The organism is Lewinellaceae bacterium (assembly GCA_020636105.1).
Lineage (GTDB): Bacteria > Bacteroidota > Bacteroidia > Chitinophagales > Saprospiraceae > BCD1.
Genome location: JACJYL010000001.1, coordinates 1,932,471 through 1,948,807, shown reverse-complemented (window position 1 = coordinate 1,948,807; position 16,337 = coordinate 1,932,471). Strand labels below are relative to the sequence as shown.

8 protein-coding genes are annotated in these 16,337 nt (G+C 30.9%); 5 read left to right on the top strand and 3 right to left on the bottom strand.

Annotation, left to right across the window (positions count from 1 at the left end; genetic code table 11):
• The first annotated feature begins 5 nt into the window (after positions 1 to 5).
• From H6571_07185 to H6571_07170, 4 genes are all read left to right on the top strand, one after another.
• Positions 6 to 1,916: a hypothetical protein gene (locus tag H6571_07185; protein MCB9323510.1), complete on the top strand. Its 1,911-nt coding sequence runs from the start codon at positions 6 to 8 to the stop codon at positions 1,914 to 1,916.
• Positions 1,913 to 3,403 carry an AAA family ATPase gene (locus H6571_07180; GenBank protein ID MCB9323509.1) on the top strand — a complete coding sequence of 497 codons (1,491 nt, stop codon included), beginning with the start codon at positions 1,913 to 1,915 and terminating at the stop codon, positions 3,401 to 3,403. Before H6571_07185 ends, H6571_07180 begins: the two co-directional genes overlap by 4 nt.
• A 28-nt stretch (positions 3,404 to 3,431) precedes the next feature.
• Positions 3,432 to 5,756 (top strand): hypothetical protein, encoded by a 2,325-nt coding sequence (locus tag H6571_07175; protein MCB9323508.1) that lies wholly within the window; start codon positions 3,432 to 3,434, stop codon positions 5,754 to 5,756.
• Between the two features lie 279 nt (positions 5,757 to 6,035).
• Positions 6,036 to 7,217, top strand: a complete 1,182-nt coding sequence (locus H6571_07170) for a DUF4105 domain-containing protein (protein MCB9323507.1) — start codon at positions 6,036 to 6,038, stop codon at positions 7,215 to 7,217.
• A gap of 15 nt (positions 7,218 to 7,232) precedes the next feature.
• On the opposite strand, the gene H6571_07165 is transcribed toward H6571_07170, so the two are convergent.
• The 3 genes from H6571_07165 to H6571_07155 form a co-directional block, all read right to left on the bottom strand.
• A complete protein-coding gene (locus H6571_07165; GenBank protein ID MCB9323506.1) occupies positions 7,233 to 10,421 on the bottom strand; it encodes a lantibiotic dehydratase in 3,189 nt (1,062 codons plus the stop codon).
• 68 nt (positions 10,422 to 10,489) lie between these two features.
• Entirely contained in the window at positions 10,490 to 11,704 is a 1,215-nt protein-coding gene (locus tag H6571_07160) for a lanthionine synthetase C family protein (GenBank protein MCB9323505.1), read from the bottom strand.
• A gap of 104 nt (positions 11,705 to 11,808) precedes the next feature.
• On the bottom strand, positions 11,809 to 12,726 hold the full coding sequence (locus tag H6571_07155; protein ID MCB9323504.1) for an LLM class flavin-dependent oxidoreductase: 918 nt from the start codon (positions 12,724 to 12,726) through the stop codon (positions 11,809 to 11,811).
• Positions 12,727 to 14,143: 1,417 nt separating this feature from the next.
• Here H6571_07155 and H6571_07150 point away from each other — a divergent pair.
• A complete protein-coding gene (locus H6571_07150) occupies positions 14,144 to 16,336 on the top strand; it encodes a peptidase domain-containing ABC transporter (GenBank protein ID MCB9323503.1) in 2,193 nt (730 codons plus the stop codon).
• Position 16,337: the final 1 nt, after the last annotated feature.

Sequence of the window (16,337 nt, the reverse complement as noted above, 5' to 3'; positions counted from 1 at the left end):
GATCCATGTATAGCCCAGAAAAGATCAAAATTCTTGCAGTCACTGCTAATCCTGATGGTAGTTCAAATATTCGAAGTGATAGGATTTCTCAGGCAATCAAAACCGGAATAAGCACTGCTGAAAAATCAAATATTTTTGAGGTTAAATCTGAATTAGCGGCAAGTATTGATACATTTTCCATCGCGCTTGAAAAACATAAGCCCGATTTACTCCATTTAATTGGACATGGAAATGAAATTTCACCTTTTGTTTTTGAATCATCAAATGGTGCGCGTGAATATTCTGAAGTTGATCCAATCGCTGGTCAAATTTCCCTTTATGTGCCGAAAATAAAGGGAGTAATTATAACAGCATGTCATTCCTTTTTGTTGGCTGAAAAGCTTTCGCAAAAGGTAAGCTTCGCTTTTGGAAAAAGCAAACTTTTAAATAGAGATCATGCAGAATTGTTCACAAAATGGTTTTATTTTTATTTGGCATCAGGAAATTCTATAATAGAAGCTTCAAACAAGACGATTAATAGATTGGCAAATGAATCAATTTCAACAGATCAAATCCCTAGTCTGATTTCAAAGGATTCTAATTTTCGGTTTTTAATAAATCCAGCAGGCTATTCAATAAGTCAGCAACTTATTCGTGGTTCCCGGCTACTTTTTGAAAAACTGTTCGCCTTAGAAACAGTTGAATTTATTGAATCACCACATATTAAAGTCGATGAAAAATCTACCTTTCCAATTCAAGAAGCTTTGGATTTTTCAATTGAGAAGAACCAATTTTCAGTTATTTTAACTGGAGGCTCTAACAATCAACGAAGTGAATATTGTTACCGGCTTTGGAAAAGGTTTGTAAAGGAAGAGGACCAATTTACAACAATTTATATCTCCGGTAAAGATTTAGAAAAGTTTGCTCTAAAAACCTCCTCCAAATCCACAATTTTTAGATATATTGCTTGGGAATATTTAAAGGTTTTTAATCCATCTGATTCTTTTCTTGAATCTTTAAGAATTGAGTTGTTCTCTCAAACATTGACTTATTCACCCAAATATTTACTTATTTTAGAAGGATGGGAAAGGTTGAATGTTACTAAAACTAAAGTTATAGAGTTTTTGAAGGATTTTAATGATGCATTTAATAATCAACGCACCCCAACAATAATAACCACAGACATTATAGATGAAAGTTTGGATCATTTTTCCTATCTGGAGCAATGGAATTTAATTCCCGTAGTAAATGATAAAACTATTGAAACTACAATTTTTATTCTTACAGCAACTAAGGATAAAATTAAATTAAACTACAATAATACCCTTTTTAAAAAAATTCCAAGTAATCGATACCATAATTCTAATTTGGAATATTGGCGGCCATTTTTCCAAAAAAATCCACAATTAGCTTCCCTCACAATTGAGGAGCTTTTGTATCAGTTTCGAGATAAATCAGGATATAGATTTGAATGCCATTTTTCAAATGGTCAGTTGCCTGACAACGAGTATTATGAATTATTTCAAAATATTCAAAAAACAATAGCCATAATAGACCTTTTGGCAATTTCGTCCGAAAATAAAGAATTAGCTAAAAAGTTTGATACCAGGATGTCAGGGGCTGTTATTCTTCCTATTTGTAGTGAGTTGAAAAAAAAGTTAAAAAAGATTGCGGAAAAGAATCGAACTGATTTGTTTAAATTTTTTGAATTGAGTCGGAAAAAAAATATTTTCATGGATAATGATTCTACAGATGGGAAAAACGTTGAATTTGACTATATATATGATTTTTATGGTCGAAATAGTAGTGATCGTTACGATTTCCACCGAAAGCTGATTGAAATTTTCAAAAGGAAATTTCCCATTAAAAACAAATTAATAAAGGGGGTCAGTTTTGAATCTGAGAATTTACGTAAAATGAATTTTAAAAATATATGAATATTTCATTTTATTCCTATAAGGGCGGCGCTGGTAGAACACAGCTTTGCGCAAATATTGCAGCCTATTTATGTTTTTACAAACAAAGGAAGATTTTGTTATGGGATTGGGATTTTGAGGCTCCCGGACTACATAGATATTTTGGTCTTGCCGAAAACGAAGTTAAGGTAAATGGGACTTTAGAATTATTAGAAAATCATTTGCGGATAATGCGCAGTAAGGAGGAAGTTAGTAAAGAAGATTTAAAAACTATTGGAAGTGATAATATAAAGCCTTTAGCAAAAAGTGGAAAAGGTGGGCAAATTGATTTAATCCCGGCTGGAAATTATTTGAAAGATTATTCAGTTCGGTTGAGTGAATTTAATTGGGCGGAATTTTTACTTGATTACGATGGGGCTATTTTTGTTGAAGAATTAAAGAAAAGGTTGAAAGATTTTGATTACGATTATATTTTTATAGATAGTCGACCTGGATCGAGCGATTATTTGGGCATAAGTAATGTATTACTACCAGATGTAAATATTATTTTAATTAGTCCAAATGACCAAAATTTTCATGGTAGTTTGACAATAATTAATCAAATTCTACAACACAACTATGTGAAGAAAGGATATAGAGATAATTACATTATTCCAATCCTATCTAGATTAGATGTTAATCACCATGAGGCAGAAAAATGGACCCGAAAATTTTTGGACACATTTTCATTTCTTCTTGCAAACCTATTTCAACCTTTTAAAGAAATGAACTATCAAGAAATTGATATTGAGAATTATTTCTTTGAAAAGACTTTCCTCCCTTATAATTATTCCATTTCAGCTGGGGAAAATTTATTTTTTGGGGGAGAAAGAGAGAATATCAGTCCTGTCTCATTTAAAAGAATTTTTGCAAATATTGCCGAGTTTCTGGAGGATCTTCGGTTATTAGGAATGGTTCAATTTAAGGAGCTAAATTTTAGTCAATTTCCGTTGAAATTCTTATCAAATATCTCAATGGAACAGGGAAAAAAATTGCTGGAAAAAGCAGAAGAGGCTACAGTTAATAACAATGTAGATACTGCCAACAACAACTATAAAGAGGCTATTCAGGTATTCAAAAATGTATTGAGGTCAGATTCAAACAATTTTGATGGCTTGATTAATTTAGGTAAAGCTTATTTAGGCCAAAAAAGATATATTAAGGCAAAAGGAAATTTTATAAAGGCACTAAATATTAATGAGAATTCAGAAACTGCTTGGATACAACTTAGTAATTGTCTTTTTGAAATGGGGGATTTTCGGGAGGCTGAAAAAATAATCAAGAAAACTTTGGAGAAATACCCAAAATCAAAAGACGTAAAATACTTTCAGGCTCGTATTTTATTGGAAGGAGGTAAGAAAAATGCTGGCCTTCAATTGTTTAATGAAATGCAATCCGATTTAATGAAAAAAGGTGAGAGTGAACAACAATTTTTTTTTAACGAAATCAAAGACCTTGATGATAATTAAACATTTATAATCGATAACTTCCCAACTTATGGAACCAAAGAATTCTTCCAATTTTAAATTATTATTTAGTGACCATGAAGAACTAAATATTACCGAAATAAGCAACAGCTATACAATTCAATTGATCGAAGAAAAGCGTAGATTGAAAAAGAAACTTAATTTACAATATTATTTTGATTCTTATGATTTGGTAAATTTGATACAGGGAGCAATGGCCTATGAAACTAATATGGGATTTGATTATGCTCGTTATCAACAAGATCATTTGCAAAATCTGATTTATTCATTTGTTTTTTTAAAATTATATCTCCCTGCTCCTATCAAAATGTTGGAGCCTCATAAAATTGAATTTTTTAATAAAATTTATAGGCATTCAATTGACCTAAAATCTCCAAAAAACCAGGAAGAAAATAAAGGTGTAGTAAATGATGTCCTTTATCTACTTGATAGAGGAACAAACAATTTTCAATTGGGGCAAATTGCTTCAAATATTGATAGCTATGTTAATGACTTGGTGCAAAGTAGTCCTGAATTATTACGAATAGATTTTCTGCTTAAAGAATTTCCTTTTTGGAAAGGCAGGTTAAAGTACCTTCAAGACAATGAAATAATTGAATTGTCCGCTGTAAAAAGTGAATTTGAAGAAATAAAAGATGATGAATTGTTTAGGGTCATTAATTCTGGGTTTGAACAAGCAAGGCCTGGTCGAATTGCTAATAATTTTTATGACTCTTTGGCTTTCTATCATTTGCAAGAACTTTTAAATAAGTATAATGAAGATTCCACTAATAATCCTTTGCCTGTATTTTTTGCAAGCAGCCCTGTTGTTCGTAGGGCAATAGAAATAATCCGAAATGAAAATCCATTTCTATTCTCTTATGAGATTAAAGATATTGATATTAATGGTTCTCACCTAATTCCAATAGTTCGCGATGCCTTGTATTTTGTTCTTGAGCCCATTTTTACGGTTAATGATGGCACCGAAGTTTTTTTTAAAAATCTTCAAGATTCTCGTCCATTAATTCGAAAATTAATTCAAGAGGAGTATTCTTCATTGGTGGAGAAGAGTGGAAAATTAGAAAACAATTTTAATAAGACTAAACGCCGGTTTGAAGAAAGCATTCGAGAAATTATAGAAATCAAGTTAACCCAAGAAATTTGGATTAAAAACAAAGCATATGAAAGCTTAGCAAAAGATTTGAAAGATTTGATGGATTTGACTGATTTTGATTTAAAAGAAGTCGAAGAAAAGATTGATGCACAGTTGATTGGTATATTACAAAGCGCTCAGTACAGTTTGGAACGTTCCCGTCAATTGGGAGCAATCCTTGGGGCTTATAGATCTGTTGATAAGGATGTCGAAAAAATTCTTCGTCAAAATTTCCTTTCGTCCTCCATAAATATATATAGGGATTTCGCTTTAATTAGGTTCGGGATTGATCAAAGGAAGCTACCTCAATTACAGCAACTAACAGAAGCGCTTATTGAAGATAGTTTAGATTCAACTTCTCCTGCATTATATAATATTTTGTCCTCATTGTCTACCAAAATTGATAATCCTCAAAAAGCTGAAAGGTTTTTACAAGGTATTGTTGTATCATGGTTGCTTGAAAAGTATAATTTAATTATTGAGTTATGCTCTCAAATTGACCCTCTTGATATGCAAAATAGGTATGAAACAGCTCTTATTTATGCAGGAGCCTATATCGCTTGTTATAGAAATAAAAAAGGAGTGGAGGAAACGCAAAAGATAATAAATTGCATCCTTAGTAAAAAGGACCAAAATTATAAGGTTTGGATTGGTATTGCATATTTGTACTATAGAATGTTAGAAATCGAAAATAATAAATACAGGGAAATACCTGAGATGAATTCTAAAAATTGGGAATCAATTATTAATGAGGAATATTATAATAAGTTCTTTATAAATGGGGCATTGTTATTTATCAAAAAAGCTTATAATTTTATCAAAGAAAAAAAAGAGGCAGGCGGAGAGGATGAACATTACTACCTAGCTTATTATTTATATGCATTAAATAACTATATATATTACATTACAAAGAGTGGGTCTTCTGATCAATTTAAACAATTACCTCCTTATGTAAAAGAATTGAAGGATTATGAACCTTATCAGGCCGTATGGCAAGGTAGGTTCTATGACACATTGGGGTGGTATAACCTCCGAATGTCTTTTCATTATTTGGATAATAGCAAGTTTAGATCCCTATATATAAATCAAGCTGAAACCAATTTGGACCGAGCTCGAAAACAAATGGCTTCTCCAAGAGACTGGATAATGTATAGACAATTAGAAGATGCAATTATCGAGGTAAGAGTAGGGGGAAGGGCCTAAATAAATTTAGTTTTTACAAAACCGTGCTCTGTATATGATTCGAAAAAATAGATTTTAGGTTCACAAGAAAAGAGGAAGGTTTAGGTAATCATATGGATAAGGCTATTTTATAGAGTAATCAAATAGCGATTCTGCCATTTTACTGTACTCACAATAATAATTAAAGACCTTTCGAAGTGATCGTGTTAATTTATTATTAATTTATGGCTGAACTATAGACTTTATTCCCATACTGTCTTTTGATGCGACAAATTACCTTGTTGAAACAAACAAAATAACATGTTTCCTTATCAAAAAATCTGTGTACTTTTTTTTCTAATTCCTTTTTCTGTAATCATTGCTAAAGGTCAAAGAGTCTCTTTATCAAATAAATCTGAAGTAAGTATTCTTACCTGCGGTCCAGGTGAAGAAACATATTCTTCTTTTGGTCATACTGCTATTGAAATATATGATCCAGCAACCAATTTTCACAAAGTTTATAATTTTGGCACTTTTAATTTCGATACTCCAAATTTCTATTTAAAATTTATTAGAGGGTCTTTAAAATATTATGTTTCGGTAAATGAATTTGACCGATTTTTAATATCATATATTCGAGAAAAAAGAACTGTCTATAAACAAGTTCTAAACCTTGATGATATTCAGGTGAATAACATCTATAGACTGCTTAACGAATCCTGTAAACCCCGGAATAGGTTTTATACCTATGATTTTCTTTTTAATAATTGTACAACTAAGGTAAGAGATATTTTAGATCAAGGTTTAAAAGGAAATATCACTTATGACAGTTCATTTGTTGATCCTAATTACAGTTATCGAGATTATATAAATGATCATTTACCTAAAGGAGCATTGGAAACTATTGGTATAAATATAGTTTTTGGAGAGGAGACTAATGAAGCACCATCGTTTCAAAATTATAGCTTTTTACCGGATAATTTTTCTAAAGCACTTTCATTTGCTAAGATTGGAGAAAATAGATTAGTAAAGCAAACTAAAATTTTAATAGAACAACCTGATCACTTAAAAAGGAATAATAATTATATTTTTTTATTTATGGCCATTTTAGTTGTATTAGTTTCCTCAATTTTAGAATATCGAAAAATACTAAACATAATTTGGTTAGATTTATTATTTTTTTTCTTGTGTGGGCTTTCAGGGTTGGTTTTATTATTCCTTTGGTTTTTTACATCCCATCATCCAACTTATAATAATTTTGATTTACTCTGGCTAAATCCATTGCATTTTGTTTATATGCTTGCTCTTTATAAGAAAAATAATAGCCAATTTGTTTATTATTATTCATTAGTTAATAGTATTATTCTTTTTATTCTATTGTTATCATATTTATTTTTTTTAAACCAGGATTTTGGTGTTTTGGTATTAATGGTAATTGTACAAGTTAGGTTTATTGGTCATAATATTTTAAATTTCAAATCGTGGAGAACTTCTTTGCAATAAATTTTTCTTCTTGAGTTAATCTAAAGTGGTATTTTTTTGCCTTGAATATTTTGAAGAGTAATACTTAAATAGCAAATTATATATTAATAGTTCGTATTCATTTTGACGAGATCTAAAAAGGCGATTTACCATCATATGAATACAACTGAACAACCAATTATCAAATGACCCAACCTTTTTGAAATTATTTAATTCTCTTGCAATAGGAACAATTCTTTTAGATTTTTCATTTAAAATTTGTAATAACTGGTGGGTTAAAATTTCATCCTCAAAAATGTTTTTACCTTCAATTACATCCTGAATTGTGGATTTATGTACCCTATATTTTTTCCCAATTACTTTGGAAAAATTACTATTAATACCTGTTTTACTATTGAATTCATTTTTAGCACTTTCAATAATTCTCAATTTTTGAATTAAATTAAGTCCAAAATCTGATAAGAATCGATCAATTAGAGCAATTGCATATATCCATTTCAGATTTTCCTTGTTGGGTGTAGTTTTCAAATACCTTAAAAAAATAATAGTGGACATACTATCATGGAAAAATATTTTTTCTGCATATTCAATTAAATCCTTTCCATATCTTTCCAATTCTCTCTCATAGGTATCTGTTTGCACTTTCCAAATTATGTCTTTTTTAACAAGTTCATTTAATTGATCAAAAATAATTCTAACAACATTTCCTAAAAAAATTACATCTTTTAATTTAAATCTAACTCTTAAATGTAACTCTGGGTCTGAATATCTAATGAAAAACCAGGAATCAATCATGTTGTTTTTTATGAGCTTTTTTGCCAAAGGTTCTAAAATGTTGATCAAAATATGGTCAGCCCAATTATATCCAACATAAATTTTATAATAAATCCAATTACTTCCTAACTCTAGTTTCCTATCAACATTTTCATGAGGTTCAACTACATTGTTCAAGTTTGTCAAATTCGACCCTAGATTGGCTTTATTACGCTCAAAAAACATGATAAATTCATTTGTATATCTATTATTCTTTTGATCTTTTACAACGAGGTTGTCGCTAGGTTCAAACAGAAATTCTTTAAGAATAATTTTTGTTTTATTTTTTATTAATTTATTAAATAATTCAAGGCAAACCTCACTTTCTAAATCAATAAGTAATTCATTGTCAGATTCGGTAAATAAAATGTATCTTGGAATCTTCCATTTTTTTCTCCATTCTTTTACCAGAATTCTATTAGTAGTATTTCCCTTCTTAGGGGGTAAGATTTGTATAAAATCTTTTTTCTTCAATTGCCAAGTAGCTCTAAATAATATTAAATCCTTAAAAACTACTCTTGGTAAAAAAGTATACTCTCTTGATAAATTTCCCCAGTTGAAGTGAAAAGGCTGATAGATATTCTGATATTGCATATCACATAGAAAATGGTAAATATCTAAAGAATTAAAACTATAACTATGTGCCGTTGATAGTCTTGGTACAATTTCCTTTCCAAGCTTTTTTGAAAAAAGAATTATTCTAGACTCTGAAATCTTTATCCATAAATCCGCTAAGCTTACCACAGACTCATTATTAACGGAAGGTTTTGCTAAAAAAGGAATTTCGTGCGGTCTTATAATTGTCCTAAATAAAATATTTCCTGTTCTTGATTGTGGTAAATGTATTATTTCTGCAAAAACTTTGTCGGGATTGATTTTCTGTTCATGTGAAGTTAATTCCTTAACTAACGAATCAACATTATTATTAACATGAGTAAATCTACCTAGTAATGATGCAGGACTTCCTCCACCGACAACCCTAATGAAAACTTTATTACCATCGTCGATTACGCTTCCACTCACTGTAATAATATCTGGCTGGGAAGAAGGCACATTCTTTGCAAAATTTGATATTTCATTTTGATCCAATTCAATCTCATATTTTTTATCTTGTAAAGCCTTTAAATAAATGTCAAAAAGGTATTTCTGGATAGCATCCCACTCTATATTGTTAATTGAATTATCGGTGAAAGCTATTCCTCCAAGGATTGGGTCTTTGTCTTGACTATCTCCACCAGGTTGATTGTATCCAATTCCTGATTCAGGGTCTAAAACTTGTAACAAAGGCATCTCTTTAAAACCATACTTTTTAATAAAAGTGTTTTTAAAATTACTTAATTTATGATTGTTAACTTGATTGAAATTATATAGGATCTGAATCCCCTGTCTTATTTTTCCAGCAATCTTATTTTTCAAACTACATTCAAGAGCTTTTTTATTAGAGTCAACTTGAAAAAGGTATTTTTCTTCCAATTTGTCCGTTATGGTAGCTTCTGAAAGAATTTTATGTATTTGCTTATATTTTGGGACATTTATTTTTTCTTCTGAAGAATCCAATTGAATTAAAAGCTGTTGTACACTTATTAGTTTTTCTGAGAGAGAAAGCAATTCTTGAGGAAGGGAATAATTGGATCTTAAATATTCAAGTTTTGACAGTAGCTGATTAAAATAAATGTTTCCAGTAAGATTTGGTTCAAGTTCACTTACTAAAATCTGGTTTTCTATTAATTCATTTAAATAATCCTGGGCTTCGGATGTTTCCACTCCAAAATTTTCTATATGTTTTAGTATCTCTGAATAATCAGTTACACCTTTGCATACATTTAAAACACTACGGATATATTCGTCATATTCTATTGAACTAAGTTTAAATTGCCTTTTTCTATTTTTATTTTCATATTCAATATACCTTAATCGATCATTTAATTTATAAATTGAAGAGTTTTGATAATATTTTAGTTTTTTTTTGATTTCAGGAAATTTCAAAATGAAATTTCCTAAAGTACATGTATATAACATGTCTAGTTGGGTCCTTCTGTTATAATCGGAATTATGTAAAATAATTTTGGTGTGATTATCGAAATGCCCAACTAAGCTTCCTGCAAATAACCCAAAGGGTGTACATCTTGTACAAATCCTAATGAAATACTTTAAAAGAGTTAACATTAGTTGTTTTTCTTTTTTCTTCGATAAAATGTGTCCCTTTTCAATATAATCAATTAATGATTGATGAGAATTTGGAGATGCTATATATAATGCTTCATTAAGTAATGAGTCCGAATAAAATAAATCAAAAAGAAATTTATCAGTTTTATGAAGTTTAGATTCCTTGTCTAAAAACTCAAATAATTTATTTAATGGAAAAGATGGTACTCGAAGAATAAAGGGCTTTATTAAATTGTAGTTTTTCATGGATCTCAGATTTTTTATTTTTGGGAATTCTTTAATGGAAAAGGATTGTTTTGTATTAAGAGTTAAAACTAAGACAACAGTAAACATCTATCCCATTCTGGTTCAATGTTACTAATTGATGAGATTAGACTCAACCCTATCCCTGTTAGACCACTTAGTAAATCAAGATTTTTTAAATATTTATTTTGGGGTACATTATATGATTTAAATCCTACGTGTCCATCCCTAAAACTTTTATACCTAAATACCTCTTTATACCAAAACTGGGAGGTTTCTTTAAATATTTCAATTTTTGTTTTTTGATAGATTCTATTGAAGAGATGAGCTGGTGAGATTGCACCATGGCAAATTGCTGCATCCATGATATTACGAATATTGTGCCTAATAGGAGAATTAAATCTAAATGTATCAATTGCTTCCGTTTTCCATTCTTCAATATTTAAAGTTTCACCTGCTAAGTACAAAGAACTTGCAACCCCTAAGTCACCAAAGCACCAGCCAATTTGTCCAAAATCTTTGTCGCCATATGGTATTCGATGGGGATAAATACTGGAATCATTTACGCCACGTTTTTGCTGTAATAGCCAAGCAACATTCTTTTTTATTAAGGTTTTCATTTCTTTAAGATTAGTTCCTTCTTTTATTGCTATGGATAATAGAGCTATAAACCCAGGAATTCCATGTGCCAAACCTAAATTGAATCCAGTTTTTCCCTTCTCAGACTTTCTATTGTCAATTAACAAGAAATTACCGTCATCGGTTAATGATTCATTCTTTAACTCCTTGATTATCAATAAGAAATAATCATTAATATCTTCAGCATTATAGCGTTCCATAAGGTAAAGAAGTCCTCCTAAAGCACCGTGTAAAAAGTCATAATTTTTATTTCTTATCTGGGAGAGCATAATAGTCATAATTGATTCATCAATTAGCTTCAAGACAATGTCTAGGTCTGCATCAATAAAGTTTTTTTTCTTTAAATGAGCAATTACCCAACCCAATCCCCCTAAGCCTCGGAATAGGTTGAATGGGGCTTCTTTTTTTTCAAAATTGTTTATACTGAATTCTAAAATTTTCATTAATTTGTCAGAATAACTATCCTCATTTAAGAATTTTGCCCAATAGGCGTAAAACAAAATGATTCCTCCGGTACCAGAGTGAAGCCCAACAAATGGTTCTTTTGAATAATTCTGCCAAAGAACTTTTTCTATCTTGTTAATAATATTCAAGATTTCATCTGCGTATTCACTCATGACAGGTTGAAAACTGGTTAAACTTTTCATATGCCTCTTTGTATCTTTTTTATTGTATTTCAAACCTAGATTGCACAATAATTCACAGACAAATGCTAAAGATTTTCAATACAGTATCATGTTTATTAAATCGATTATTGAAGTTGATCCTTTAAACTAAAGGACTTTGATAAAAGAGTAAGGCATTCAACTTTTTCTTCAATGCTGTTGCACATATCTAAAATCACTACTTCCTCAACCTCAATTTCTTTTTCCAGTGCAAAAAGCTTCTCTTTCCACTCATCTGGGGATCCAACAATAAATGGGAAAAGGTTATTTTTAAGTGGGTGGTTTTTGAAAATTTCATTTGCCTCTTTACTAGTTTCCGCACAAACTCCTGCAACAGCTACTACTGGATTTATTTTCTTTTTGTGTTTTTCAGCATATTGCTTTTTAAAAGTTTTTATAATTTCAATGTAGTTGTTTTGTTGATGGAAAGTTGATAGACAAAAATTCATTTGATGTTTGAGTACAAAAGGTAAGCTGGTTTTACTTGAGCCTAAAACCCATAAGTCAATAGGATGGTTGTTCCATTGTGGTATTAAAGAATTTGATAGGTCTGGCAATGAAGTAAAATCATTATTGAGGTAAGAAACTAAGAGTTCAATTTTTTTTTCATACTTTGCAAGTAGTTCTAAATGGGGGGATTTATATAAGAGATCCTCTTCGCAGAGAAAGAGCCTTCCTAGATTTTGGGGTAAAATTATTCCTCTAGCAATACCCAAATCTATTCGATTATTAAATAAAAAGTTAATTAAATTATAGTTATGCGCTAATTGTAGGGGATTGTTGTAATATAGGAGTTTTCCTGCCACACCGATCCTGATCCGATCAGTAATGGCAGCTAATAGCCCAATCAGCATGTCTGCGCTATTCCACGCAACATCTTGAGTATGATGTTCAGCTAACCAATATCTATTATAGCCTAATGATTCTGCAATGGGCACAATCTCAAATAAATCAGATAAAACCCCGGAAGCTTTTTTGTCGGATCTTGTTACTCCAAAATCCAAGATGCCTAGTTTAAGCATAGGTAGGTGCATTGATATCAAAAATATATTACAGGGCTGTTATTATTTCAACCTAGTTGCTGGTTTTTAGTTAGTTGGTTCATTGATTTACTTCAAAATATCGATGAAAAAGTTAGTTGGTCTAATTAAACAGGTAATTTTTTAATTCTTAAGGGAATATTTTTAAACTGCCATTTGATTTATTTAAAATAAAACCACTTGTTCTCAATGTTAATTAAGACTTGAAGAAATGAAGACCATTCCAAAGTTTTTGGATATGGCCTTCGAAGGTTTGTTAGCTAATTAGCAATTAGCTGTTTGTAGGTGTGCATAGTTCTGTAGCTCTGCAAACACATACTCCATAGCCTGTATCGCATGTCTCGCAAGTTTCTAATGTTCCGGCAAGGCAGGCACTCGTTGTTGTGGTTATACACCAGCAGGACCCACCATCGTTACCCCCTTTAATTGTGGCGGCATCATCTTTGTCAAGCATTGTTACTGTCTCTTTGTTCAGAGAAAGTTTTTTTTTCAATTTTAACTTTTTCATGATTAAAATCTAAGTTGTTAATACCTACTCTGTTTTTGGGTTTTCAGTATTCCCCAACGAAATTAGATTTCGGTTTACAACGTTGTTGAGACAAAAATGCCATTTAACTGTGCAAAAAAATTGCATCCACAAGAAAATAAAAAGAACTTTTTCCTATAAGACCTGCTTTTCCCATATTATGAAATCCTTCCAGATGGGTTAGCATTTATTCCAATAACAAAACTCCAATATCCTAATAAGTAAATTCGTTAAAAATGATTTCACCATCGGGCTATTGAAATAAAATGGTGTATATGATTATTTCAATCATTTATTATTGTTGATTGAATTTTGGCACTGTATTTATGGCTGTTATTATGAAGAGGTTTTAAATGTCTGCGGGAATCGAGCAGAAAAGCCTGTTTGCAGTCTTAGCTCATTTTGAATTTTGTAATTAAAAAGTATGGGATGAAAAATGGTTGAAGTTCAGTGGACAAAATACTTTTCAAACAGGTAAGTAAGTTATTTAAAAATATCTTTTATTTTAACGAATGTTAAATGTTTTATTTTTCTGAAATAATAATCCCATTTCGCGTTATCTTTATGCAAATAGAAAGAATATTGTAAATTTTAATTTCCCCAAATGACCGTTGTATAGTTGAATATAATGACTGTATAATTGAGATGAAGACGTTTCATTTCATTTTATTTCACTTTTTTTTGAATTCTTTTTAATAGGTTGGCTTTCCGAGGAGAGCTAGCCTCATAGGTTTTTTTCAATAGAGCAATTTCAGTTATTTTTGATTGATGTTTGAATTATCTCGATTTTGACAGAAAACCACATTATTGGTCCCTACAAAAAACTGTTTATTATTTTCAAAAACTACAAATCAAATGAAATACGATCGATTCCCCTTTTTTCGACAATTCGATGCAATGGATTGTGGCCCGACTTGCTTGAAAATGATTTGTAAATTTTATGGCAAATCATTTAGCCTCCATTACTTGAGGGAAAAATGTTATTTGGATAGGGAAGGTGTAAGTTTAAAAGGGATAAGTGAAGCTGCTGAAAACTTAGGTTTCAGAACGATGGCAGTTAAAGTTCCATTCGGTGAAAATAAAAATTCTCCAGGTTTGTTAGGTGCACCATTGCCTCTAATTGCACATTGGAACCAGAACCATTTTATTGTTGTATATAAAGTTACTAGCACTAAGGTTTGGCTAGCAGATCCAACGGCCGGTAAAATATCGCTTAAGACCTCAGAGTTTAAAAAGCATTGGATTTCAGGAAACGGAAAAGGAGTTCTCCTGATTCTAGAACCAGGATTAGCCTTTCATAAAAACAATAATGTTGATATTCCGAATAACGGCCTATCCTTTCTAAAAACCTACATTCTGCCTTACCGAAGACTCATGATTCAATTATTGGTTGGGTTGGTTCTTAGTTCTGTGTTTTCATTAATTTTCCCTTTTTTAACCCAGTCAATTGTTGATATTGGAATACAGAATCGAAATATCGGCTTTATTTACCTTGTATTGCTTGGTCAACTCATGCTTTTTTTTAGCCAAACAATTGTTAGTTTCATTCAACGGTGGATTCTTTTACATATAGGGGTTAGAATTAATGTTAATTTGATTAATGACTTTCTAATTAAGTTGATGCAATTGCCTCTTGGTTTTTTTGACACTAAAATGACCGGAGATTTACTTCAACGGATTAATGATCACCGAAGGATTGAATCATTTCTTACACAATCAACTTTATCTGTCATTCTTTCAGCATTTAATTTTTTAGTGTTTGGGATTATTTTAATAATTTATTCCATTCCTGTTTTTTTAATTTTTCTTACTTCCTCTACACTATATGTTTTTTGGATATTATTTTTTTTAAAAAAGCGGAAAGAAATAGATTATCAGACTTTCCAACAAGCTTCCTTAAATCAAGATTCTTTGATTGAGATAATCCAAGGGATGCCTGAAATTAAATTGCAAGGAAGTCAACAAAAAAGGCGATGGAAATGGGCAGAAATCCAGGCTAAGTTATTTAGAGTACAAATTAGTTCTTTATCAATAGCCCAGTATCAAGATGGTGGTGCTTTGTCGATTACTCAATTAAAAGACATTTTAATAACCTTTGTTGCAGCGAAAGCTGTGGTCAACGGAGAAATGACCCTAGGTATGATGTTAGCAATACAATATATTGTAGGGCAACTCAATGGACCTTTACAACAATTCATTGGATTTGTTCGGTCAGCTCAAGATGCGAAAATAAGCCTTGAAAGGTTAAATGAAATTCACACATTTTCAAATGAGGAAAACGACTCAGAATTAAAGTCTATTGAAATTCCGGACGGTAATATTACCATAGAAAATCTCTCTTTTCGATATACTCCAATAGGAGATTGGGTGCTTAAAAACATTAACCTTACAATACCAAGAGGCAAAATTACAGCAATTGTCGGCACCAGTGGAAGTGGAAAAACAACATTATTAAAACTATTACTTGGCTTTTATCCACCAACAAAAGGGAGAATCAGAATTGGTTGCAATGATTTAAAAAGCATTAAACTTAAATCTTGGCGAGATCAATGTGGAGTGGTGCTACAGGATGGATTTATTTTTTCAGATACCATTTCCAATAATATCACAGAGAGCAGTGAAAGAATTAATCAACAAAAATTGATGGATGCGGTAACAGTTGCTAATATAAGGGAATTTATTGAAGGTCTACCTAGTGGGTATAACACTATGGTTGGGTCCAAAGGCAATGGAATTAGTCAGGGACAAAGACAAAGGTTGTTTATTGCTAGAGCAGTTTATAAAGCCCCTGAATTTATTTTTCTTGACGAAGCGACTAATTCGTTGGATGCGAATAATGAAAAAGTAATCATGGAGAATTTTGAAACATTTTTTAAAGAAAGAACAGTCATTATTGTTGCTCACAGATTGAGCACAGTTAAAAATGCAGATCAAATAATAGTTCTACAAGAGGGCAAAATTGTTGAAACCGGAAATCATGATTCCCTTGTTAAAAAAAGAGGGGAATATTTTCTTTTAGTTAAGAACCAATTGGAATTAGGGAACTAAT